Origin of the sequence: Atopobium fossor DSM 15642 (assembly GCF_000483125.1) — a bacterium.
Lineage (GTDB): Bacteria > Actinomycetota > Coriobacteriia > Coriobacteriales > Atopobiaceae > Atopobium > Atopobium fossor.
Genome location: NZ_KI519553.1, coordinates 682,051 through 706,011, shown reverse-complemented (window position 1 = coordinate 706,011; position 23,961 = coordinate 682,051). Strand labels below are relative to the sequence as shown.

The window sequence follows — 23,961 nt, the reverse complement described above, 5'->3', positions numbered from 1 at the left end:
TTTGTATGTCTAGCACTCATGTTCAAGCTCGAAGCACTTCTCAACAGCAATTTAGAGACTACATTGATAAATTCATCGCGTTTGATGATGCAATCAGAAAGTTGTCGAGCAATACTTTGCGAGGATATACTACGGATCTATATTCATTTGTAGACTGGTGTGAGCGTGAAGGTGTAGATCCACTTGGGGTTTCTCATAGGGAAGTTCGTAGTTATTTACTTGAACTTACTCGTGCTGGATATTCCGAAAGAACTATTAATAGGCATCTTTCTGCACTTAGATCAATGTACAAGTGGTTGGCGCGCGAAAGTGCTATTCAAACAAATGGGGTAAGTGCAGTGACCAGCCCTAAAATTCCTAAAACTTTACCCCATGTTATGTCACATGCAGAGGTTATAGCGCTTTTTAAGACTTGTCATGGTTCAGATATGGAATCCATTCGTGACAAGGCTTTTCTTGAGTTGTTATATGCAAGCGGAGCTCGCATTTCTGAGATAGCTCACCTTACTGTAGGTGATATTGACTTTACTCAGCGTCAACTAACGCTTTTTGGTAAGGGCTCTAAACAACGTATCGTTCCTTTATATAGCAGGGCTCTTGAAGCAACTAAGCTCTATTTAGAAATTGCTCGTCCACAGTTGGTGTCTAAAGTTCGTAATTTAAAAGAAACATCTGATAAGTTATTTGTCTCGGTAAGAGGCAATGCAATGTCTGCTGCGGCTTTGCGCAAGGCATTTGAGAAACGCATTATTCAAGCTGGTTTGGATCCATCTCTTACTCCACATGCTATGAGACATACCTTTGCAACAGTAATGTTGGATGGGGGAGCAGATTTGCGCAGCGTTCAGGAATTGCTTGGCCATGAGAGTTTGTCTACTACTCAGATTTATACGCACTTATCGGTATCTCGATTGAAAGAAGCCACAAAGCAAGCTCATCCTCGTGGTTAGCACAGTGGGTTGCATGAGGAAGGTGTATTGATGGAAATAATAGAGGTTATAGAAAATAAAAAAGATTATATCGAGTTGCTATTATTGGCAGATGAGCAGGAGGATATGATAGACCGTTATCTTGATAAGGGCAAAATGTATGTGCTTAATGATAATGGTATCAAATGTGAGTGTGTTGTAACTAATGAGGGCAATGGTGTACTTGAAATTAAGAATATTGCAACAGTTCCAGAATACCAAGGCAAAGGCTATGCGAAAGCCATGATTGATTTTATCATTACGAAATACGGGGAAGAGTATTCCACTTTGCAAGTGGGAACAGGTGATAGTTTATCAACAATACCCTTTTATGAGAAATGTGGTTTTGTACGTTCTCACATTATTTCGAATTTCTTTACGGACAATTATAATCATCCGATATATGAAGAGGGCATTCAATTGGTTGATATGGTGTATTTGAAAAGAGTTTTATAAAGCCCAGTTTGTTTAATTGAATATAAGAATTTGAGGAACAGTAAATCGAAAAAAGTTTACTGTTTTTTCTTTGCTTAAAATGGAAATGATGTTAAAAGAAAAAGTGTCTATAAATATAAAAAGGTACTTGACAAAACAATCTCTGTTGCAACATGCATGATACGGTGGGTTTATGTGTACAAAAGTCTTACTTTCTAAATGTGTAATTAGCTGATATACTTCATCAGGTTGTGTAAAAGGCACAACTATCTATTACACACGTGTGGCTACCTATTTGCCATGGTGCCTAAGACTAAGCCAGGTTTTGGGTGGTTAAATGGGGCTGATACCACACGGAGGCAAACCAAACTGGAGGTTTTACTATGGCTGCAAAGATTAGCATTAAGACTCTGCTTGAGGCCGGTTGCCACTATGGTCACCAGACTCGTCGTTGGAATCCTAAGATGAAGCCATTCATCTTTGGTGAGCGCAATGATATTTATATTCTTGACCTTAAGCAGACCATTGTTGATGCCGATAAGGCATACACCTTCCTTAAGGGCATTGCTTCTAAGGGCGGCAACGTATTGTTTGTAGGTACTAAGAAGCAGGCCCAGGAGCCTATCGCTACTCAGGCTGCTCGTTGCGGTATGCCCTATATCAACCAGCGTTGGCTTGGTGGTATGCTTACTAACTTCGTAACTATGCGTTCTCGTATTGATCGTATGGAAGAGCTTGAGGCTATGGTAGAGGATGGTCGTATGGCTACCCTTCCTAAGAAGGAGCAGGCTGTTCTTGGTAAAGAGCTTGATAAGCTTCAGCGTAACCTCGGCGGTGTTCGTGATATGAAGGCTGTCCCTCAAGCTATCTTCGTAGTTGATACCAAGCGCGAGGAGCTTGCTGTTCGTGAGGCAAATCGTCTTCATATTCCCGTTGTTGGTCTTTTGGATACCAACTCCAATCCTGATGTAATTGATTACGGTATCCCTGCCAATGATGATGCCATCCGTTCTGTATCTCTTATGTGTGAGCTCATGGCTGACGCTGTTCTTGCTGGTTCTGGCAAGGAGCAGATTTCTGAGGCAGAGATGGCTGCAGAGGCACCTGCTGCTGAGTAGCATTACCTGCTCTTTTTGTAATTGTTTTAATAATTCTTCACCCCAAGGAAGGAATTTACATGGCTACTATTACCGCAGCTCTTGTAAAGCAGCTTCGTGAGATGACCGACTCTCCTATGATGGAGTGCAAGAAGGCCCTTGTAGAGGCTGATGGTGATCTTGAGAAAGCAGTAGACGTTCTTCGTAAGATGGGTATTGCCAAGGCTGTTAAGCGTGCTGGTCGTGATACCAACGAGGGTACCATTGCTGCTTATATTTCTGAGGATAGCAAGACTGGTGCTCTTCTCGAACTCACTTGCGAGACTGACTTTGTAGGTACTAATCCTAAGTTTACTGGCTTTGCTCTTAAGCTTGCTCAGGTTGTTGCAGAGAATGATCCTGCTGATGTGGGCGCTCTTAAGGCTCTTGAGCTTGATGGTTCTACTGTTGATGCCGAGCTTACCGAGATGATTCACGTTATTGGCGAGAACATGAAGGTTAATCGCTTTAAGCGTGTAAGCGTTGAGTCTGGTGCCCTGGCTAGCTATATTCACCTTGGTGGTAAGCTTGGTGACATTGTTACCTTTACTTTTAACAATGATGCAACCGCCACCAACGATGAATTTAAGACTTTTGCTCATGATGTAGCTATGCAGGTTGCTGCAGCTAATCCTGCAGCTGCTCGCCGTGAGGATGTAAACGCTGATGTTGTTGCACACGAGAAGGCAATTTACATGGCGCAAGCTGCTGAGTCTGGTAAGCCTGAGGCAATTCAGGAGCGCATGGCAGAGGGTAAACTCGAGAAGTTCTATAAAGAGAACGTTCTTACCGAGCAGGACTTCATTAAGGATGGCTCTGTAACCGTTTCTCAGCTTGCCGAGAAGGTCTCTAAGTCTTGTGGTGATGAGATTAAGGTATTCGCATTTGAGCGTTTTGCCTTTGGTGACGAGGACTAAGTTTTTCTCAATTATGTTATGTGGAGCCGATGTCTTTGATATCGGCTCTTTTTCTATGTAAAGTGTCCTCTTGTCTACCGCGTTGTTTTCTAAGCAGATTGCTTTGGTAGAATTGATTGGGTCGTTGTAACGCTTTCTTGTTGTGTCACTTCGGCCGACTACCACAAATCAAGGAGGTCGTAGGCTTTGTCCGATTACAAGTACAAGCGTGTATTGCTCAAGCTGTCTGGCGAGGCTCTTATGGGGTCTGGTGAATATGGTATTCAGGCAGAGGTATTGGACCGTTTGGCTCAGGAGATTAAACCAGCATACGATCATGGTATTCAAGTTGCTATTGTTGTAGGCGGCGGAAACATTTTTCGTGGTCTTGCAGGAGCCGCTTCTGGCATGGATCGTGCTCAGGCAGATAGTATGGGTATGCTTGCTACCGTTATGAACAGTCTTGCCTTACAGGATTGTTTTGAGCGGAGTGGTATGATGTGCCGTGTTATGACTGCTATCGAGATGCATGAGGTTGCAGAAGGCTATATTCGCCGTCGCGCTATTCGTCATCTTGAAAAAGGTCGTATCGTTATTTTTGCTGCTGGTACTGGCAATCCATATTTCACTACGGATACGGCAGCAGCTCTTCGTGCTTGTGAGATCGATGCTGAAGTACTTATGAAGGCAACTAAGGTAGATGGCATTTATGATAAAGATCCGGTAACCAATCCAGATGCTAAGCGTTTTGATGAGATTTCTTATCATAATGTACTTACGCGCAACCTTAAGGTTATGGATGCAACGGCAACGGCTTTGTGTAGTGACAATCATATGCCAATGCTCGTATTTAATATTGATCAAACTGGTGTATTTGATGATGCCCTGAGGGGCAAGGATATTGGCACCACTGTTGTTGAAAAGGAGAGCGAATAATGAGCGAATATACCGATAAAGCAAAATCTAATATGGAGAAGTGCATCAGCGCTCTTACTGCTAATTTTTCTAAGGTACGTACTGGACGCGCTAATCCTCATATTCTTGACCCTATTATGGTTGATTACTATGGCGTTCCAACTCCTATTACACAGCTTGCTGCTGTGAAGGTTCCAGAGGCGAGTATGCTTGTTGTAGAGCCTTGGGATAAATCTGCTCTTAATGCGGTGGAAAAAGCAATCGAGAGTTCTGACTTGGGTATTACTCCTGGTAACGATGGTGTTTGCATCAGGCTTCCTTTTCCTTCTCCTACAGAGGAGCGTCGCCGCGAGCTTGCTAAGGAATGCCGCGCTTTGGCAGAGGAGTCTCGCATTGCTATCCGCAATGTTCGTCGTGATTACAACAGCAAGATTGAACGTGATGAGGAGTATTCCGAGGATGAGGTAAAGCGCGAGCAAAATCAAATCCAGAAGCTCACGGATACCTATGTTGCTAAGATTGATGAAATGCTGAAGACCAAAGAGTCTGAGGTCATGGAGATCTAGTCGTGGTACCCGATCTTGCAAAGCTTCAGGAACACTACGCAGTAGCACCTTCAGACATTTCACTTGCAGATATTAATCTCGAACATGTGCCTCGCCATATTTCTATCATTATGGATGGAAATGGGCGCTGGGCTCGTGCTCAAGGTCTTGATAGAAGCCAAGGCCATAAGGCTGGTGTTGCTTGTCTTAAGGAAATCATTACGAGCTGCGTTCGTCTTGGTGTAGACGTATTGTCTGCATACGCATTTTCTACCGAGAATTGGCGCCGCCCTCAGCATGAGGTTGATCTTCTGATGCAGTTGTTTGCTCACACACTTGTTAAAGAGCTTCACCTGTTCACAGAAGAAAATGTCAAGCTCGTTTTTCTTGGTGATTTGACTGTGCTTCCTAAAAAAACACGCGAAACATTTGAGTTGGGACTTGAGCGTACCAAGAACAACACCGGTATGATTTTGGCACTTGCTGTTAACTATGGATCCCGTGCGGAGCTTACGCGCGCAACTCGCTTAATAGCACAAGAGGTCGCAGCTGGTAGTTTAGACATCGAGAAAATCGATGAAACCGTACTATCAAACTATCTTTATACTGCGAGTTTGCCTGATCCAGAGCTGCTTATACGCACATCAGGGGAGCTTCGTATATCCAATTTTTTGCTGTGGCAGCTTGCGTACACTGAGTTTTATGTAACCGATACATTTTGGCCCGATTTTGATAGATGGGAACTAGCGCGTGCTCTTGTAAGTTTCCAGACTCGTGACCGGCGCTTTGGGGGAGTGAAGTCTTAAATGACGGCCTCGAGCGATTCTGATTCGCAGTTCACAGACACCAATCCTTCTGTCGAACAAGATCAGACTCCTATACAATCAAAAACTCAACAAATGGTAGTCCGCGTTATATATGGTGCGGGCTACGCCATTCTTACCCTTACAGCATTATTGCTGGGACGTTGGACTACTACAGCACTTATCTGCTTGTATGCGGGCTTATGTTGCTTTGAGTTTTTTAAGATGATGCGTATGGCTGGCCGTAATCCTAATGAGTTTATCGGTATTGCTGCAGCAGTTGGTTTTCCTTTGGCAGCTCATTTTTCGTATCACTGGGCGGCAATCTTGTTTTATGCTTTGGCAATTGCAACAGGTATTTGGTTTGTGCAAACTCCTAGATCCAATATTTCTGACGTTGCTCTTACTGTTTTTGGACCAATCTATACAGGTCTTCTCTTTACGTCTGTCATTAAGCTCCGCGCGGTAGACCCAGGTTTTATGGGTGGCGTGTTTACGTTTTTGGCTATGGCATCTATTTGGCTCAATGATACTTTTGCGTATTTTGTTGGCTCACGATTTGGTAAGCATAAAATGGCTCCACGCATTTCTCCTAAAAAGTCATGGGAAGGCTTTTTTGGTGGTATGTTTGGTTCGGTGTTGGTATGGGTAGTTTTGTCTCAGACGCTTCTTCCCATGAACGTTTTTATCGCGATTTTTACGGGCTTGGCAACGGGATTGATGAGTGTCTTTGGTGACCTACTTGAGTCACGCATTAAGCGTGGTGTAGGTGTTAAAGACTCGGGTAATTTGATCCCGGGTCATGGTGGCATGTTGGATCGTTCTGATTCGCTGCTCTTTGGCCTTATTGCTGCTACCTTTATTTTGACGTTAGGTGGAATCATTTGAGTATCTTCGAAGCTACATGGCCCGAGGCCAATCGCCCAGAAGTACTTCGTGTTGCAATTCTTGGCGCTACCGGTTCTATTGGCACTCAGGCATTGGACGTATGTCGTAAACATTCCAACAGGCTACAAGTTGTTGCTTTATCAGCGCATAGTTCTGTAGAGAAGCTTTGTGCGCTTGCACATGAATTTAAGGTAAAGCATTTAGCACTTTCTAATGAAGATTATCGTAGTGCTGCCGCTATTGCTCAGTTGGATGCAGGTGTTCAGCTTGGTTTTGGTAATCAAGCAGTAGCAGAACTTGCTGCGCTTGAAGAAGTTGATTTAGTGTTGGTAAGTGTGGTGGGAGCAGCGGGCATACTTCCGTCCTATACAGCACTTATCAACAATAAGATTTTGGCGCTTGCTAACAAGGAAGCCTTGGTGTGTGCTGGTGATTTACTCATGCCCTTGGTTAAGCCCGGCAAGCTTATTCCTGTAGACTCCGAGCATTCGGCCATCTTTCAATGTATGATGGGCACGCATCCACAGTATGTTAGTCGTATTTGGTTAACCTGTTCCGGAGGCCCTTTTTATGGCAAAACAGTAGATGAACTTTATGAGGTAACATCTGCTCAAGCGCTTAAGCATCCCAATTGGCATATGGGTCCAAAGATCACCATTGACTCTGCAACACTTATGAATAAAGGCTTGGAAGTACTTGAGGCACATCATTTGTTTAATGTAACAATTGATGATATTCAGGTTCTTATACAGCGCCAGAGTCGTATTCATTCTATGATTGAAACCACTGATGGTTCGGTTATGGCTCAGCTTGGTCCCTCCGATATGCGTGGTCCCATCCAGCTTGCCTTTAGCTATCCGGAGCGTTGGGAGGCACCTACAGATCCAGTTAATTTCTTTGAGCTTGGGAGTTTAGATTTTGCTCCAGCGGATGACAAGACTTTTAAATGTTTGGCATTGGCACGTGAAGCTGGTCGTATTGGCAAAACAATGCCTTGTGCGCTTAATGCTGCAAATGAGGTTGCAAATCTTGCTTTTAGACAGGGAAGTCTATCATTTTTGCAGATTGCCCACGTTGTCGAGAAAGTCATGGAGTTAACAACGGTACAAGAGTTGCAGTCCTTAACGCAGCTTGTTGAGGTAGACAAGCGGGCACGCGCATTGACAAAACAGTGTATTGATGAGGTTATCTAATGCCCCAATTTGTATCTACGCTTTCGGCAATCTTTTGGGGAGTTTTGGTGCTCTCCATTTTAGTAACGGCTCATGAAGCAGGCCATTATTTTGCAGCACGTTTTTGTAAGACACGCGTAACAGAGTTCTTTATTGGAATGCCTTCACGTTATAAGTGGTCGTGGTGCAGTAAAAAACATGGTACTGAGTTTGGTATTACACCTGTGCTTTTAGGCGGTTATACCAGGATTTGTGGCATGTCTCCGCTTAGTCAGGTAAATTATGCACAAGCACTTGCGCTTGTACAGGCTCACGGAACCATAACAGTACAGCAAGCGGCAGATGAACTTGGCTGCTCAGAAGATGATGCTTACAGCATTTTTGAGATGCTCGTTGATTGGGCTTCCATCGAACCCTATTACGAGCTGGAGGATGGCCAGAAGCCCGATACACGTTTTAGACCAACATCATATAAAACCACACTGCGCGATGCATCGTTTAACACTAAGTTTGATGATTCGTTTGACGAAAACACTTGCCTTATGCAGGCAGGTTCTGCGCAGCCTCTACAACAATCTGCTGAGGCTTTTTTTGCACAAGAGCAGGAAAAAATCTACATTGGAAAAAAGTTCTGGGCTCGCTTCCTTATGATTTTTGCCGGTCCTGTAGCAAGCTTTATAACAGGTGTACTGCTCATGGTCTTATCTTTGAGTGTTTTAGGCAAGGATATGCCTACCAATATGCCAACTGTTGGGTCTGTGGTGGAGGGTTCTCTTGCTCAGCAGGTTGGTTTGCAAGCAGGGGATACATTTGTGACCATAGGCGGTCAAAAAATAGATGCCTTTACAGATTTTGTGCTTGTGATTAAAGAGAAACTCGATAAGCATGAGTCATTTGAGCTGACGTACGAACGTGATGGGGTTTCTCAGTCGGTACAGGTTGTTCCAGATCAAGATACCAAAATTTTTGGTGTGCGTGCTACGGTAGAGCATAAGCATTTCTCAATACCAGAAGCAATTGGGGTTACTTGGAATTTCTCGGTACAAATTGCTCAGTTTGCAGTTAAGCTCATCATTCCTACTCAGACTTTAGATGTGGTTTCTCAATCGTCGTCAGTTGTAGGCATTTCTGTTATGGCCTCTCAGGCAGCAGCATCTGGTGTAGGAGACCTGTTGCTGTTTGCTGCGCAAATTTCCCTTTCTCTGGCCTTTATGAATCTTTTGCCCATACCACCTTTGGATGGAGGAAAGATTTTAATTGAGATTGTTCAGGTTATTATTCGCAAACCGGTAAGCGAGCGAGCACAAGCATACATTTCTTTTGCAGGTGTCGCTTTATTTGCTTGTCTGTTTTTACTGTCACTCAAGAATGACATTCTTCGGTTTATATAAAGGTCGTGTAATTTGTAATGCTTATTACCAATATGGATATTGGTGCGCGAACAAAAACCCATCGCGTATACGTGGGTGATGTTGCAATAGGCGGTGGATCAGCTGTTGTTGTGCAGTCTATGACTAACACTAATACAGCAGATCCTCAAGCTACGCTCACGCAAATTTTTCAGTTGGCAGAAGCTGGATGCGAGATTATCCGTGTAGCAGTTTCCAACAAGGAGGCTGTTCTTGGTTTTGAGGAAGTTTGTGCTCAATCTCCACTTCCTGTTGTGGCAGATATTCATTTTGATCATAGACTAGCTGTGGAAGCTGCGCATCGTGGTGCTTCTGCATTACGTATTAATCCTGGTAATATTGGTTCGTTTTCAAAGGTAGATAAGGTTATTGAGGCTGCCTCAGAGGCTCATATTCCCATTCGTATTGGTGTAAATGCTGGCTCTTTAGCAAAAGAAGTGGATGAGCGTCAGGATATGACTCAACCGCAAAAGCTGGTTGCTTCATCTGAGTCTTTTGTCGAGCATTTTGAGAAATGTGGTTTTACTGATATTGTGCTTTCCGCTAAGGCACATGACGTTACTACCACCTTGGAAACCTACCGTGAGCTTTCACAGGCACTTCCTCATATTCCACTGCATTTAGGCGTAACGGAAGCCGGCACAAAGTTCCAAGGCACTATTAAGAGTGCTATTGGTCTGGGCTGTCTGCTTGAACAGGGGATTGGCGATACTATGCGTGTCTCTCTTACAGCGGATCCTGTGGAAGAAGTTAAGGTTGGGTGGGAAATCCTAGCCTCTTTGGGAATGCGTCGTCGAAGCCCTGAATTAGTAAGCTGTCCTACCTGTGGTCGCACAAAGGTCAATCTAATTCCCATTGCAGAAGAAGTGGAGCGACGTTTACAAAACCTTTCCGTGCCTATTTCTGTTGCTGTTATGGGATGTGCAGTCAACGGCCCTGGTGAAGCACGAGGTGCAGATATTGGTGTTGCCTGTGGGTATGGTCAGGGACTGGTGTTTGCTGGTGGAGAAACCTTGCGTCGTGTGCCAGAGGACCAGATTGTAGATGCGCTGTTTGAGGAGATTCAAAAGCGTTTTTGTTAACATCTATGCAGCGTTTATTATCTAATACGTATCAGCACACTTATTGGTAGTTCTTTGAATGTTTTGCTGTAAAAAGCAGGCTTTTTGTACTAGTTTCAACGGGGGTTACCCCCAAACAGAGAGGATTACTCGTGAAGTCGTTCCATAAGATGAGTAAGCTCTATGCGCCCACGCTCAAGGAAGATCCTGCAGATGCAGAGCTTGCTAGTCATAGGCTTATGCTTCGTGCAGGTATGATTCGTAAGGGTGCTGCGGGTCTGTATAGCTATTTGCCTTTAGCATGGCGTTCTCTTCTTAAAATTGAGAATATCATTCGAGAAGAGATGGACGAAATTGATGCACAAGAGATGCTCGTTCCTATTTTGACTGATGAAGACTTATGGAAGCAGTCTGGTCGTTGGAATGCTTACGGCCCTGAGCTTATGCGCATGCACGACCGTCACGAACACGTTTATGCGCTTGGTCCAACACACGAGGAGTCGTTTACAGATCTTGTGCGCAATGAATTACGTTCTTATAAACAGCTACCAGTAACGCTGTATCAGATTCAAGACAAGTTCCGTGATGAGCGTCGCCCTCGTTTTGGTCTTATGCGTGGTCGTGAGTTCATCATGAAGGATGGGTATTCTTTCTCGGCCGATCAAGAGTCTTTACAAGAGTGTTATGACCAGGAAAAGGAAGCCTACGCAAAGATTTGTGACCGCATTGGTCTGCGTGCCCTGCAAGTAGTTGCGGATTCTGGCCAAATAGGTGGCGACACTTCTGTTGAGTTTATGGCGCTGGCAGAGTCTGGAGAGGCCGAACTAGTATATTGCGATGACTGCGGTTGGGCAGCAGATGTTGAGGCTGCAACAGCTGGAGTTTCTCTACAGTCTTCTGGTGCAGGAGAGCTTGAACACATTTACACTCCTCAGATTTTCACCATTGAAGATCTGGCCGATCAACTAAATGTTCCTACTTCTGCAACAGTTAAGGCACTTGCTTTGGTGAGTGAAGAATCTAACAAGGTAGTTTGTTTTATTCCTGGTGACCATGAGCTGAATGATTGTAAGGCCGAGAAATTCTTTGGTGAATATCACCTTATGACCGAGGAAGAGCTGGCAGAGGCTGGTTTGGTTCGTGGCTTTATGGGTCCTGTAAACTTACCCGAGGGTATAGAGGTGTACGCAGACACTACACTTAAGGATATTGAGTTTTGGACTGTTGGTGCTAATGAGGTTGATTATCACTTCTTGCATGCTCAGCAAAAGCGTGATTTCACAATTAGTAATTGGGTAGATTTGATTTCTGCTAAGGCTGGTGACAGCTGCCCTCATTGCGGAGCCCCTCTCAAGAGTGCTCGTGGCATTGAGGTTGGTCAGGTATTCCAACTTGGTACTAAATATTCAGAGGCTATGGGTGCAACCTTTATGGATATTAATGGTCGCGAGAAGCCCTTGGTGATGGGTTGCTACGGCATTGGCGTTTCTCGTACCTTAGCTGCTGTTATTGAGCAATATCACGATGCTAATGGTATTTTCTGGCCCGTTAGCGTTGCTCCTTATGAGGTTGAAATTGTGCCTTTGGATGTTAACGATGAGATTGTTTGGCCCGTTGCTACTCAAATTGCAGCCGAGCTTTCTGAACTTGGCATTGAGGTTTTGGTTGATGACCGCAAGGAACGTCCTGGCGTTAAGTTTGCAGATGCGGATTTGATTGGCATGCCGTATCAGGTGATTTGTGGTAAAAAGGCCATTGCAAGTGGTACTGTTGAGATTAAAAATCGTGCTACTGGAGAACGTAGCGAGGTTGCTATCTCTGAGCTTGCTCAGATGCTTGCAAAAAAGATCAAAGAACAACGCGCATAGTTACTACAAAGTTGAGAAACCATATTTAGCGTTTGTATCTTGAGGTTAGATACAAAGAAAGGTCGGGGAGTGCTCCTCGACCTTTTGTTTTGTATGGTGGGCCCAGCAGGATTTGAACCTGCAACCCAGGGATTATGAGTCCCCTGCGCTAACCGTTGCGCCATGAGCCCTTAATAAAAAAGCGACGGCACGTGCCGCCGCCCTCATTTACATGGTGGAGAATAGGGGGATCGAACCCCTGACCTCATGACTGCCAGTCATGCGCTCTCCCAGCTGAGCTAATTCCCCATGGGTTAATGCTTGAATAACTATAGCAGAGCAAGGTTTTTGGTCAAGCAACGTGATAAAAAAAGATGAAATATTTTAACTGACTCAAGATATTCCCAAATTTATCTATTTAGTGGAACAGATGTGCTCAAACTTAGTAATGGATATTTGGGTGAGTGTGGACTTTCGTCCCTTTACGGGGTTTAAGCTGCCAAAATAAGAGGGTACAAGTAAAAATAATCTTCGCCATTCATGATTTAATGAGCAAGTCACGCTACGGTGATATGGGTGCATAGACATGATTGTAAAGAGAACCATAATTTTACCGGCGCCACGCGCTGTTATTTTTCAAAAATTGCAGCAGCCGGAAACTCTTCAATATATTGCAAAGCCATTTGCCATCTTTGAGTCAGTGGGTGAGTCTGTTCAAGAGTGGACCGTAGGGAGTACATCGACCTATCGTTTTCGCCTCTTTGGTGTTATCCCTTTCTGTACGCATACAATCCACATCGTTCGATTCGATCAAGACGGCATCAGCAGCCAGGAGGAAAATGAGCATGTTCCCGTGTGGAACCATGAGATAAAGCTGATAAAGCTGGATGGCAGTCGCACGGAATATACGGATAGGGTAGAGATCAAGGCAGGATGGAAAACGATCTTTATCTGGCTGTGGGCAAAAGCATTTTATGCACACAGGCAACGCAAGTGGGTCAGATTATTGCGGGAATAAGGACTGGATGAAATGATGATTGCATTGGAATTAGTCCTGTACTGCCTTTTGTTCACAGTAATGGTGAGATATGCAGTGAGAGGCGGAGCAATCGATGGGTTGTATTTTTATCCGAAGACCGTACAGGATCGAGCTATTGAAATAGGTCTGACCACAAAAGAAGTGATGCGGCGCAAACAGAAGATTTTCATGACCGAGTTCTGCATGGTCATGTTGGCTGCATTAGTGCTTATTATTGGTGTGGTGCATAGAGTGTCGGATTTCAAAACAGCGTATCTGCTGGCTCTGCTGTTTTTAGAGGTGATGAACTGGTATGACGGCATCGTGATTGACAAACTATGGGTAGGACACAGCAGGTTTTGGATACTGCCAGGCTGCGAAGAACTGCCATTTGTTCAGACTTGGAAGCAGGTGTTGAAAAAGCGAGGCGCTCTTACACTGATTTGGGTTGTCGGTGCAGCAATTGTTGCTGGAATCGTCATGCTAATTTTTTAAGCTGGTTTCTCTACTCGTTTTGCAATATCTACTGGTGTTTCAGTAAAGAATGCGCACGATTGCGATGGGGAATATCGTTGAGGTTTTGCAGTGACGAAAAAGCTAGGACATAAATTTCTCTGTATTTGAGCTAAAAAATGTTGTAATACAGCTAGTAGTATTCTGCTATAGTAGGGACGCACGGGCGATTGGCTCAGGGGTAGAGCACTTCCTTCACACGGAAGGGGTCACTGGTTCAAATCCAGTATCGCCCACCAAAAACAGTAAGTCAGACGGTATATTTACCGCCTGACTTTTTTATTGCCTTTGTTTGATTACTAGTCTTAGGGGTTGTCCTATGGTTTCTCACGAGAGTGCATTGGAATAAAAAGGAAGTCCCATGCCGCTGCGTTGCTGCGGGGGGGGACTTCTTTTTGTTGTAGCATGCCATACGACTGCATATATCACCATACTTATGAAGGACGGTGAATGCTGCGTATAAAATCCTATTTGTCCAGTATAATTTACTTATAAAATATATATGTAAGTGGGAGTAATTCTGTGATAGTTCTTGCAGATAAAATAGCAAAGTCCTTTGGTGGTCGCACGTTATATACAGGTGCAACTTTACAGCTTAATGCTGGTGAACGCTGGGCTCTGGTAGGGCCAAATGGTGCTGGAAAAACCACCTTGCTTAAAATTATTATGGGTCAAGAAAGCTATGATGAAGGCTCAGTTAGTTTTGCACGCGGCACCTCCATTGGCTATCTGGAACAAGAAAACAAGCTCGCTGGTGAGAAAAGTGCACTAGGTGAAATGATGGACTCTGCCACAGAGATTAAAACTCTAGCAAAGCGCATCTCTGAGCTTGAACAGCAGATTTCTATAACTACAGACAATGATCTTCTCGCTGGCATGTTGGAAGAGTATGGACGAGCGCAAGATCGTTTTGAACATGCTGGTGGATATGAACTAGAAAGTCGTGCTCGTCAAATTTTATGTGGTCTTGGGTTTCCTGTAGAAGATCTTGGCAAGCCAGCCAAGGACTTTTCCGGTGGATGGCAGATGCGTATTGCTTTGTCAAAACTGTTGCTTCGCCATCCAGACTTACTGCTGTTGGACGAGCCTACTAACCACTTGGATTTGGAAAGTGTTCGTTGGCTTGAATCGTTTATTTCAAACTACGATGGTGCGGTATTGCTGGTAAGTCATGACCGGTCATTTATGGATGCTTGTGTAAGCCATGTTGCAGCATTGGAAAACCGCAGTTTGGTAACCTACACGGGGAATTATTCTTCATACTTACACCAACGTTCAGATAACTTGGAGCAACTGCGTGCTAAACGAGCTGCTCAAGAGCGCGATATTGCTCATATGGAAGTATTTATCGAGAAGTTCCGCTATAAACCAACTAAAGCAAAACAGGTTCAGGAACGTGTCAAAAGGCTCGAAAAGATAAAAGAAGAACTGGTAGTACTTCCAGAACAATCTAAGCATGTGCACTTTAGATTTCCCGAGTCACCTCGGACGGGTGACTCTGTTATTGCTGTCAACAATGTTACCAAGGCATATGGTAATAACCTTGTGTATAAGGGTGTTGACTTTACACTATACCGTGGTGATCACGTAGCTCTGGTTGGCCCCAATGGCGCTGGTAAATCAACACTTATGAAGCTTATTACAGCTCACACCAATCCTACAAGCGGCAGTATTGAACTTGGTCAAAATGTAACCAGTTCCTACTATGCACAGCATCAGCTAGAAACACTTACGGCATCTAATACTGTTTTACATGAAATGGATAAGGTTGCAACTGGTTGGACAACCTCAGAAGAAAGACGCCTACTAGGTGCCTTTTTGTTCCATGGAGATGATGTAGATAAGCGTGTGGGAGTACTTTCTGGTGGCGAGCGGGCACGTTTGGCGCTGGCAAAGATGTTGGTAGCGCCAGATCCTCTGCTGTGTTTGGATGAGCCTACCAACCATTTGGATATCGACTCTGTTCAAGTGTTAGAAGAGGCATTGCAAAATTTTGCGGGCACTATTGTTCTTATCAGTCATGATGAGCATCTTGTACGTGCCATTGCAAACAAAATTATTGATGTTCGTGATGGCAAGGTTACAGTCTACGATGGCGATTACGAATACTACCTGTTTAAGCGTGCAGAACTTGAAGCGCGTGCGGATGGTGGGCAGACATCTCTTACATCTGCTAGTAACATGCATGTCTCTTCTGGAGCGGATCAGATTAAGCAAGTTACAACAGTCGCAACTGCAACTTCTGCTTCACAAGGCAGGAATGTAAAGACTAAAGAGCAACGCCGTGCAGAGGCACAAGCGCGCAACGCTGCCAATAAGAGACTTTCGGGTACCAAAAAGCGTCTTCGAGAGGTTGAGGCGGCGTTGGAGCCTGCGCAATTGAGGTATAAGCAACTTATGGAACTTATGGCATCGGAAGAGTTATATGCGGATTCCAACAAGTTCGATAAGGCAATGAGTGAATACACAGCACTCTCCAAGAAAATTCCGGTGCTCGAGGAAGAGTGGCTTGACTTACAATCAAAACTGGAGGAGGCAAAACTTGAATAGCAATGCTTCTAGTATTTTTCATAGCCTAAGCCTACTTGCGCGAGTTCTTGCATGGATATGTTTTGCGTGCGTAGTTCTTTTGTGTTTCTCGGTAGGCTTTTTACGTCCCGTATTGGTTCAAATTCAAACAGCCATTACGATACTTTTACCTGAAGGTTTACGTGGGGTTGCAGTTATTCCTACACCCTTTGGGGGCGCGTTTAGAGGAGACTTTGCGCTCATAGCAGTTGTACTATTTTTATTGGACTGGTTATTTATTCGCCTTCATGAGGCGTTTAAGTAAGAAATACGGGAGTCTTACGTTGTTTTCTGGACTTACGAGCATATTTCAGGAGCCCTTATATGTAGTGCTTCAGGTTGCTGCTGTTATTGTTGCATTAGTGCTGCATGAACTCGCTCATGCTGTTGTTGCTTTTATATGTGGGGATACCACTGCAAAAGATGCAGGTCGCATAACGCTTAATCCTGCTGCACATCTAGATCCATTTGGTTCTGTTATTTTACCTATGATGTGCATGATTATGGGTGGCGGGATTGTAGCTTTTGCTAAGCCTGTTCCTTACAATCCATTTAATTTAAAACATCGTAAGCGTGATGAAGTATTAGTTGCGTTAGCTGGTCCTGTAAGCAATCTAATCCAAGCGCTTATTGCTGCCATTGCACTTGGTATTGTTATTGTGCTGGTCGATGTTTTTGTTTGGTATGACACCGTAGGTGGGGATGCACTTATCTATTTTGTGAGCAACTATTTGGTGGTTAATATTTCGCTTATGCTTTTTAATCTTATTCCCTTGCCGCCTTTAGATGGCTCTGCTGTTATCTTCCCGCTGTTAAGCGAAAAAGGTCAAGCGCTGTATTACAACATTCAAAATAAGGCACTGCCAATCTTTTTGCTTATCGTTTATATCTTGCCTTCCATATTGAATTTTGATCCCATTGGACTCTATATTTATGGTGTAGGCGGTATGATTATTAACCAACTTTTACAGATAGCTGTTGTAGTGCAAGAAATATTACAGCCTCTGTTAATGGGAGTTATGTAATGTCATATCGCGTTTCTACCCAAGTATATTCAGGTCCATTTGATCTTTTATTGCAGCTTGTAAGTAGGCAAAAAGTAGACATTGGTGCTATTTCCATTAGTGAAGTAGCTGATCAATATCTGTCCGAGATTGAGCGTATGTCAGACATGGATTTGGATGTGGCAAGTGATTTTGTGCTTGTTGCTTCTACCTTGCTTGACATCAAAGCATCTTCGCTGGTGCCACGTGACTTTGTGATAAAGAAGCGTGATACCGATTTGGATGATGAAGAAGATGATTTGTCTGATTTGAGTCCAGATGAAGCACGAGAAGTTCTTATTGCTCGCTTAATTGCATATAAGCAGTTTAGAAATGCCGGTATTGCATTGGGTGCCCGTATGGAAAATGAAGCACGTATGCACCCGCGTACCGCTGGAGCTGATCCACAATTCCTTAATCTTATGCCAGATTATTTGGAAGGTATTACGCTGCGAGGATTAGCTGTTATCTGTGCGGACTTGGACAGTAGAAAAGAAAGCTTTTTGTTAGAAGCAGAACATATTGCACCTAAGCGTTTGCCTGTTGCACTTACCGTGGCTTCGGTAGATCGTTTGACACGCGCTCGTAAAATGCTTACGTTTTCTGATTTGCTGGATGGACAGATGTCTCCAGAGCAAGTCGTTGTTACTTTTTTAGCGGTACTGGAGTTATTCAAGCGCGGTTCTATTACAGTTGTTCAGTCAGAAATATTTGGTGAAATTGACATCGCTCGCGTAGAAGGTGCTCCTGCTTATGAGGCCGGAGATGAACTTTCGAGCGTGGGGGAGGAAGAATAAATGTCAGATCTTCAGTCCATGGATTCGGGATTGCTTAAGCCTACGCTTGAAGCAATGTTACTGGTTGCTAGCGAACCTGTTTCCGCGGTAGCACTTTCTAAAATTCTTGGTAATACACCTGGAGAAATTGCAGGAGCTTTAGCAGAACTTTCTGCAGAGTATGCAGATGCCAACCGTGGTTTTCAACTACGTGAGGTTGCAGGGGGTTGGCGCTTATATACGCACCCTGCATATCATGAACAGGTAGAAGAGTTTGTTTTGTCATGGGATACCAAAAAATTGTCTCAAGCTGCATTGGAAACCTTGGCAGTTATTGCGTACCATCAGCCAGTTACGCGTGAGGGTGTTCGCGCTATCCGTGGCGTTAATTCCGATGGTGTTGTTTCTTCCTTGGTAGATAAGGGTCTTGTGCGTGAAATTGGACGTGATACTAATCATGGTCAGGCAATTTTATATAGTACTACGCAGGTCTTTCTTGAGCGTTTTGGTCTAAAATCGCTTAAAGCTCTACCTGATTTGGAGCAATTTGCCCCTGATGAGGAATCTAAGCAGTTTATTCGTGAACGTTTGAGCGGCAGATCTATTGATTCCACCTTAGAAGATATTGACGAAGACTTGGACGAAGAGCGCGAGCTTCTTGAGGTAGACGAGGATAATGCTGAGGCAAGTTCAGACAATGACTAGCCAATCTTTTTCATCTAATAAGCCTCATAACCCTATCGAGAAAACTAACGCAACTGAAACTGAACAAGAAGAACGCATTGTTCCTATGCGCTTACAGCGTTTTTTGGCGCGTGCAGGTGCAGCAAGTCGTCGTGGATCAGAAAACTTGATGACAGCTGGACGGGTGCGTGTGAACGGGTACGTGGTCACCGAACTTGGCTCTAAAGTTGATCCACTCATTGATGTAGTTACTGTTGATGGCATTGTGTATACGCTTACTCAAAAGTCAGTCTTTCTAATGCTTAACAAGCCCGCGGGGTTTCTCACCACCATGAAGGATCCCCGTAATCGTCCATGTGTAGCATCTTTGGTACCAACAGATCAGCATCCGGGATTGTTCCCAGTAGGTAGGTTGGACAAAGATACAACGGGTTTGTTGTTGTTTACTACAGATGGTCAAGCTGCTCAAAATATGTTGCATCCATCTAAGCATGTAACCAAACACTATATTGCGCTGGTAGAAGGCATTGTTTTAGACGAAGATTTGGAACCATTGCGTCGAGGGATACTGTTGGATGATGGTCCTTGTGCACCAGCACAATGTGAACTTGTGGATAAAAATTCTCGCCAAGCTATGTCCGTTGTAGGCCGTAAGTACCATGCGCAACACTTAGAATACAAAGCTAGTACCGTGGTGTGCTTGGCTATTCATGAAGGCAGAAAACATCAAGTTAAGCGCATGCTTGAGGCTATAGATCATCCCGTCATTCGCCTGCATAGGCAAAGTTTTGGTCCATTAAGTCTTGGAAATCTCAAACAAGGTTCATGGCGATTACTTACAGATCAAGAATTAGCAAGTCTCACTAAAATGGGTATACAACAGTAGTTTATTCTTTACAAAGTGGAGGCATACGTGAAGGTAGCAATTGACGGACCTGCGGGTTCTGGCAAGTCGACTGTTGCAAAACAAATTGCAAAAAAACGCAATCTGTCGTACTTGGATACGGGTGCAATGTATCGTAGTGTTACATTTACTTGTCTTGAGCAAGGAATTGACCTTACAAATACCAAAGACGTTATTGCTGTCGCTCAGTCTATTGATATTCGTTTTGAGCAGGGCGAAGCCGGACAGCGTGTATTTGTAAATGATGTAGAGGTTACATCACAAATTCGCACAGCTCAGGTTGATCAAAACGTGTCTACGGTAGCAGCAATTCCTCAGGTACGCGAGGCAATGGTAGAACTACAGCGTAAGTCTGGCGAGAAAATCGATGTAGTTGCTGAGGGGCGTGACATTGGCACTGTTGTGTTTCCCAACGCTGAGGTTAAGGTCTTTTTAACAGCAGACGCTTCTGCTCGTGCACATCGTCGTGCGGTAGAGCGTGAAGGTGGTAACGCTGCCAAACAAGATGTTGCAACGGATAGCGTGCAAGAGCAGCAGATTCTTGAGGATATTGTCCGTCGTGACAAAATTGATTCAACACGTGAAACCTCTCCATTGGTTCCTGCTTTTGATGCTATACATATTGACTCATCTAACCTGTCTGTAGATGAAGTGTGTGCTCAAATTGAGAAACTCATGGATAAAGCAGCAGCAAAAAAAGCTTCTGAGCTGCAGACTGGAGCTACAATAGATACATCTTCTGTTGTAGAACAGCAGTCTGTGGCCTCTAAAGACACAGGGGAACTGTATTACGAAACTAAAGTTCAAGATTTCCCCCTACACGCACGTATCTTTTTAAAAGTATTGGTGGTGCTTTGCAATGCATACACCAAGCTTAAATATCGTTGGACTATCGAGAATCTAGAAACGCTTTTGACAGCATCTGCTAATCGTGGGGTTGTTGTTATTATGAACCACGTTTCTTTTCTCGACCCTTTCCTTCCCGCTTGCGCCATGATTTTAGCAGGAAGGAGCCTACGTCCCATCTATAAGGACGACTTCAATCGTTTTGGTATTTTGCATTGGGCTTTACCACGCTTGGGTGCTATTCCCGTTGCTCGTGGTACTGCAGACATAAAAGCTCTGCGTCGTGCTCAGCGCGCCTTACAAAAAGGGGAGTCTATCCTCATTTATCCTGAGGGAACACGTATTCGTAAGCCAGATCAGATTCCACAAATTCATGGCGGTTTTGCACTTATGGCAAAAATGGCTAAAGCCGATATTATACCTATGGCCATTGTGGGTGCGTTGGATATTACGCCTCCTGGCAAACACTACCCTCGTCCTAAAAAGGTATATTGTCGTGTTGGTGAGCCGCTATCTTTTAAGGACATCAAAGCAAAGGGTCGCAAGGAGCAAGTAGTAGAGATGGAACGTGTGGCAACACAAAAGATGTATGAACTACGCGATCAGCTTAGAGCTGAACATCCTGGAAGAAAGTAGCACGTAGACTTATGACTCTGCCAACAATAGAAATTGCAGCTCAGGCAGGTGCCTGCTATGGCGTAGAGCGTGCGTTGCAGATGGTAAAAAAAGCAGGTGTTACGCACGGGGGTTCTGTTCAAACATTGGGACCACTCATTCACAATCCGCAGGTTGTTCAAGAGCTTGAACAAGATGGTATACGTGTGGCTTCTCATGTAGATGAGGCCACCGCAAACGTAGTAGTTGTGCGCTCTCATGGTGTAGCTCCTGAGGTGGTGCAACGTGCTCATGAATTACAAAAAACAGTATTGGATGCAACGTGCCCCTATGTAAAGAAAGTGCATTATGCGGCTAAGTTTTTAGAAGAGCAAGGCTATCAGGTTATTGTAGTGGGAGAGGCTGGTCACCCAGAGGTAGAGGGTACACGTGGTAATGCTCCTTCTGCTGTGGTTGTTGGTTCTCCCGAGCAACTTAAAGATGTAAAGCTTAGGCGTAAAGTTGGCGTAGTGGTACAAACAACTCAGTCTAAGGCCAACCTTCAAGCAATTTTGTCATGTCTTTTGGGTAAGGTTGAGGAGTTGCGTGTATTTGATACCATTTGCGCTGCAACTTCCGAGCGGCAAGCAGCGGCAGCTGATTTGTCTTCTCGCGTAGATACAATGATTGTAATTGGTGGTCGTATCTCGGCCAATACTACACGTTTAGCCGAGATATGCGCTGCTCATTGCTCCAATACCCACCATATCGAGAAGCCCACCGAGCTTGATCCATCATGGTTTGCCACATCAAAGCATATTGGAATTACAGCAGGAGCCTCAACACCAGCAAATCAAATTCAAGCTGTACAGGCTGCCATTGTTAATTTATGTGAGCATCTCTAACAGCTGATAAACTTAGTTACATGTGACTCAACTAAGGAGAGCCAAACATGACAAAACCAATTGTTGCGGTTGTTGGTCGCCCAAATGTGGGTAAGTCCACGTTGGTAAACCGCATTGCACAAGATAAAGAAGCTATTGTTCATGAGTCCCGCGGCGTTACGCGCGATCGTTCCTATCATGAGGCAGACTGGTCGGGCCGTGATTTTATTTTGATTGATACAGGGGGTATGGAACCTTCTCGCTCTGATGATGTCTTTGCCTCTCGCATCAAGGAACAGGCTGTTGCAGCTTGCGAAGAAGCCGATGCCATAATTTTTGTGGTTGATGGCTCGGTAGGCGTTACCGATGAGGATGAGGAAGTTGCTCGTGTATTACGCAAGACAAAAAAACCTGTTTTTTTGTGCGTAAATAAGTTGGATAATCCAGCAAGTGAAGGTGAGATTTGGGATTTTTACTCCCTTGGCATTGGTGAGCCCATTGCTCTTTCTGCAGTTCATGGTCATGGTACCGGTGATCTTTTGGACGATATTATTGCGGTCATCCCTGAAGATAACGAAGATGTCTATACGGATGACATGCTCAATGTAGCTATTGTGGGTCGTCCAAATGTAGGTAAATCTTCATTGACCAATAAACTTGCTGGTCGCGCGCGCTCTATTGTTTCTGATGTTGCAGGAACTACACGTGATGCTATTGATGTTGTGGTGGAACAAAACAACCAGAAATATCGCCTAGTAGATACCGCTGGCATGCGTAAACGTAACGTTGTGCATGAGGACATTGAATACTACAGCATGGTTCGCGGTTTACGAGCTATGGATAAAGCAGATGTATGTCTGTTGGTTATCGACTCAACCGATGGTGTTACCGAACAAGATCAGAAGGTTGCAGCAATGGCCATTGAGCGTGGTTGTGCACTGGCGGTTTTGCTTAATAAGTGGGATTTGCTAGAAGATGATCAGCAGCGTGAAGATGTTATTAGTTCCATCACACAACGTCTTACATTTGCGTCATGGGCACCCTACGTCCGCATTTCTGCTCTTACAGGACGCAGCGTGGACAAGGTATTGCAGCTTGCTTCGCAGGTAGCACGTGCACGTTCGCAGCGCATCTCGACAGCAAATCTCAATAAACTTGTTACACGCCTTCGCGAGACGGGCCATACCGTTGTTGATAAGAGCCGTCGTTTGAAGATTAAGTATGCAACGCAGGTGTCGGTTAATCCTCCCACCTTTACGTTCTTTTGTAATGCTCCTGATTTAGTAGATGACAATTACGAACATTATTTGGAAAATCGCTTACGTGAAACGTATCCACTGGAAGGTACACCCATCCGTCTGAGGTTCCGCAAGAAGGATTAGCATGGCAAATCCACTGCTTATAACGGTATGTCTCTGTGTTGGCACTTATTTTATTTGTGGTATACCGTTTGGTCTTATTATTACGTCCCTTATGACTCACACCGACATTCGTTCCATGGGTTCAGGAAACATTGGCTCAACCAATGTGGGACGTTCGGTAGGAAAAGTTGCTGCTGCCTTAACACTGCTGGCAGACACATGTAAGGCAATGATATGTAGCATTGCTGCTCGTGAACTTGTGACAGCAACGCTTGCAGCTACCAATCGTGCGGCAACCATGCCCGATGGAACATGGGGTTGGATTGGCGGCATGGTTGTATTGGCGGCAATCGTAGGACATGTCTTTTCGCCCTATTTGCACTTTGCAGGTGGTAAAGGTATTGCTGCAGGATTTGGGGCTATTATTGGGTATGCGCCATTGGTAGCCGTAGGTTTGCTTGTAGTATTTTTAGGTCTTGTACTTACTACAAAGCTTGTCTCGGCAGGATCGGTGGCCGCAGCAGTATCTATGCCTTTTTGGATGGCAGTGCTTTATCATGCATTGCTCCATGTATTAATAAGTGTTGCGCTTGCTTCTTGTATTGTTATATGGGCTCATCGTTCCAATATTGTTAAGTTGCTTCATGGAGAAGAGAAACAATTCTCTTTTCGTTCTTCGTGTAAGGACAAGTAAT

Annotated in this window: 24 protein-coding genes and 3 tRNA genes; 25 read left to right on the top strand and 2 right to left on the bottom strand. The window is 44.4% G+C overall.

Going from position 1 to position 23,961, the window contains the following annotated elements; translation table 11 throughout:
• Positions 1–5 precede the first annotated feature (5 nt).
• From xerA to G469_RS0105955, 12 genes are all read left to right on the top strand, one after another.
• Positions 6–950, top strand: a complete 945-nt coding sequence (xerA, locus tag G469_RS0106010; RefSeq protein WP_028264281.1) for a site-specific tyrosine recombinase/integron integrase — start codon at positions 6–8, stop codon at positions 948–950.
• Positions 951–980: 30 nt separating this feature from the next.
• Positions 981–1,424 (top strand): GNAT family N-acetyltransferase, encoded by a 444-nt coding sequence (locus tag G469_RS0106005; protein ID WP_028264280.1) that lies wholly within the window; start codon positions 981–983, stop codon positions 1,422–1,424.
• A gap of 362 nt (positions 1,425–1,786) precedes the next feature.
• Complete coding sequence (gene rpsB, locus G469_RS0106000) at positions 1,787–2,521, top strand: 30S ribosomal protein S2 (RefSeq protein ID WP_028264279.1); 735 nt, start codon at positions 1,787–1,789, stop codon at positions 2,519–2,521.
• Between the two features lie 59 nt (positions 2,522–2,580).
• Positions 2,581–3,456, top strand: coding sequence for a translation elongation factor Ts (tsf, locus tag G469_RS0105995; RefSeq protein ID WP_028264278.1), 876 nt, complete (start codon positions 2,581–2,583; stop codon positions 3,454–3,456).
• A gap of 186 nt (positions 3,457–3,642) precedes the next feature.
• The gene (gene pyrH / locus G469_RS0105990) at positions 3,643–4,371 is read left to right on the top strand and encodes a UMP kinase (RefSeq protein WP_028264277.1); all 729 of its coding nucleotides are present in this window, start codon (positions 3,643–3,645) and stop codon (positions 4,369–4,371) included.
• Positions 4,371–4,916, top strand: a complete 546-nt coding sequence (gene frr / locus G469_RS0105985) for a ribosome recycling factor (protein ID WP_028264276.1) — start codon at positions 4,371–4,373, stop codon at positions 4,914–4,916. Before pyrH ends, frr begins: the two co-directional genes overlap by 1 nt.
• A 2-nt stretch (positions 4,917–4,918) precedes the next feature.
• The gene (locus G469_RS0105980) at positions 4,919–5,701 is read left to right on the top strand and encodes an isoprenyl transferase (protein ID WP_028264275.1); all 783 of its coding nucleotides are present in this window, start codon (positions 4,919–4,921) and stop codon (positions 5,699–5,701) included.
• Positions 5,702–6,586 carry a phosphatidate cytidylyltransferase gene (locus tag G469_RS0105975; RefSeq protein WP_028264274.1) on the top strand — a complete coding sequence of 295 codons (885 nt, stop codon included), beginning with the start codon at positions 5,702–5,704 and terminating at the stop codon, positions 6,584–6,586.
• Positions 6,583–7,779 carry a 1-deoxy-D-xylulose-5-phosphate reductoisomerase gene (dxr, locus tag G469_RS0105970; protein WP_028264273.1) on the top strand — a complete coding sequence of 399 codons (1,197 nt, stop codon included), beginning with the start codon at positions 6,583–6,585 and terminating at the stop codon, positions 7,777–7,779. Before G469_RS0105975 ends, dxr begins: the two co-directional genes overlap by 4 nt.
• The gene (locus G469_RS0105965; protein WP_028264272.1) at positions 7,779–9,149 is read left to right on the top strand and encodes a M50 family metallopeptidase; all 1,371 of its coding nucleotides are present in this window, start codon (positions 7,779–7,781) and stop codon (positions 9,147–9,149) included. The genes dxr and G469_RS0105965 overlap by 1 nt, the downstream gene beginning before the upstream one ends.
• A gap of 17 nt (positions 9,150–9,166) precedes the next feature.
• Complete coding sequence (ispG, locus tag G469_RS0105960; protein WP_028264271.1) at positions 9,167–10,249, top strand: flavodoxin-dependent (E)-4-hydroxy-3-methylbut-2-enyl-diphosphate synthase; 1,083 nt, start codon at positions 9,167–9,169, stop codon at positions 10,247–10,249.
• Positions 10,250–10,380: 131 nt separating this feature from the next.
• Entirely contained in the window at positions 10,381–12,096 is a 1,716-nt protein-coding gene (locus G469_RS0105955; protein ID WP_028264270.1) for a proline--tRNA ligase, read from the top strand.
• A gap of 94 nt (positions 12,097–12,190) precedes the next feature.
• Here G469_RS0105955 and G469_RS0105950 read toward each other — a convergent pair.
• Together G469_RS0105950 and G469_RS0105945 are read right to left on the bottom strand one after the other, a co-directional pair.
• A tRNA-Ile gene (locus G469_RS0105950) sits at positions 12,191–12,266 on the bottom strand.
• 42 nt (positions 12,267–12,308) lie between these two features.
• Positions 12,309–12,384, bottom strand: a tRNA-Ala gene (locus tag G469_RS0105945).
• Between the two features lie 277 nt (positions 12,385–12,661).
• Between G469_RS0105945 and G469_RS0105940 the strand changes: the two genes are divergently transcribed.
• From G469_RS0105940 to plsY, 13 genes are all read left to right on the top strand, one after another.
• Positions 12,662–13,093 (top strand): SRPBCC family protein, encoded by a 432-nt coding sequence (locus G469_RS0105940; protein WP_084522319.1) that lies wholly within the window; start codon positions 12,662–12,664, stop codon positions 13,091–13,093.
• A 12-nt stretch (positions 13,094–13,105) separates the two neighbouring features.
• The gene (locus G469_RS0105935) at positions 13,106–13,588 is read left to right on the top strand and encodes a hypothetical protein (RefSeq protein ID WP_211225407.1); all 483 of its coding nucleotides are present in this window, start codon (positions 13,106–13,108) and stop codon (positions 13,586–13,588) included.
• A gap of 182 nt (positions 13,589–13,770) precedes the next feature.
• Positions 13,771–13,845, top strand: a tRNA-Val gene (locus G469_RS0105930).
• 283 nt (positions 13,846–14,128) lie between these two features.
• A complete protein-coding gene (locus G469_RS0105925) occupies positions 14,129–16,156 on the top strand; it encodes an ABC-F family ATP-binding cassette domain-containing protein (RefSeq protein ID WP_028264267.1) in 2,028 nt (675 codons plus the stop codon).
• Entirely contained in the window at positions 16,149–16,439 is a 291-nt protein-coding gene (locus tag G469_RS08565; RefSeq protein WP_035425410.1) for a hypothetical protein, read from the top strand. The genes G469_RS0105925 and G469_RS08565 overlap by 8 nt, the downstream gene beginning before the upstream one ends.
• A 64-nt stretch (positions 16,440–16,503) precedes the next feature.
• A complete protein-coding gene (locus G469_RS08560; RefSeq protein WP_211225406.1) occupies positions 16,504–17,199 on the top strand; it encodes a site-2 protease family protein in 696 nt (231 codons plus the stop codon).
• Positions 17,199–18,014 (top strand): segregation and condensation protein A, encoded by an 816-nt coding sequence (locus G469_RS0105910; protein ID WP_028264266.1) that lies wholly within the window; start codon positions 17,199–17,201, stop codon positions 18,012–18,014. Before G469_RS08560 ends, G469_RS0105910 begins: the two co-directional genes overlap by 1 nt.
• Positions 18,015–18,698: an SMC-Scp complex subunit ScpB gene (gene scpB / locus G469_RS0105905; RefSeq protein WP_028264265.1), complete on the top strand. Its 684-nt coding sequence runs from the start codon at positions 18,015–18,017 to the stop codon at positions 18,696–18,698.
• Positions 18,699–18,783: 85 nt separating this feature from the next.
• Positions 18,784–19,563 carry a pseudouridine synthase gene (locus G469_RS0105900; protein WP_051353846.1) on the top strand — a complete coding sequence of 260 codons (780 nt, stop codon included), beginning with the start codon at positions 18,784–18,786 and terminating at the stop codon, positions 19,561–19,563.
• A gap of 27 nt (positions 19,564–19,590) precedes the next feature.
• Positions 19,591–21,063: a (d)CMP kinase gene (gene cmk, locus G469_RS0105895; protein WP_028264263.1), complete on the top strand. Its 1,473-nt coding sequence runs from the start codon at positions 19,591–19,593 to the stop codon at positions 21,061–21,063.
• Between the two features lie 11 nt (positions 21,064–21,074).
• Positions 21,075–21,926, top strand: a complete 852-nt coding sequence (gene ispH, locus G469_RS0105890; protein ID WP_028264262.1) for a 4-hydroxy-3-methylbut-2-enyl diphosphate reductase — start codon at positions 21,075–21,077, stop codon at positions 21,924–21,926.
• 47 nt (positions 21,927–21,973) lie between these two features.
• The gene (gene der, locus G469_RS0105885) at positions 21,974–23,287 is read left to right on the top strand and encodes a ribosome biogenesis GTPase Der (protein ID WP_028264261.1); all 1,314 of its coding nucleotides are present in this window, start codon (positions 21,974–21,976) and stop codon (positions 23,285–23,287) included.
• Position 23,288: 1 nt separating this feature from the next.
• Entirely contained in the window at positions 23,289–23,960 is a 672-nt protein-coding gene (plsY, locus tag G469_RS0105880) for a glycerol-3-phosphate 1-O-acyltransferase PlsY (protein ID WP_028264260.1), read from the top strand.
• The last annotated feature ends 1 nt before the right edge of the window (position 23,961 follow it).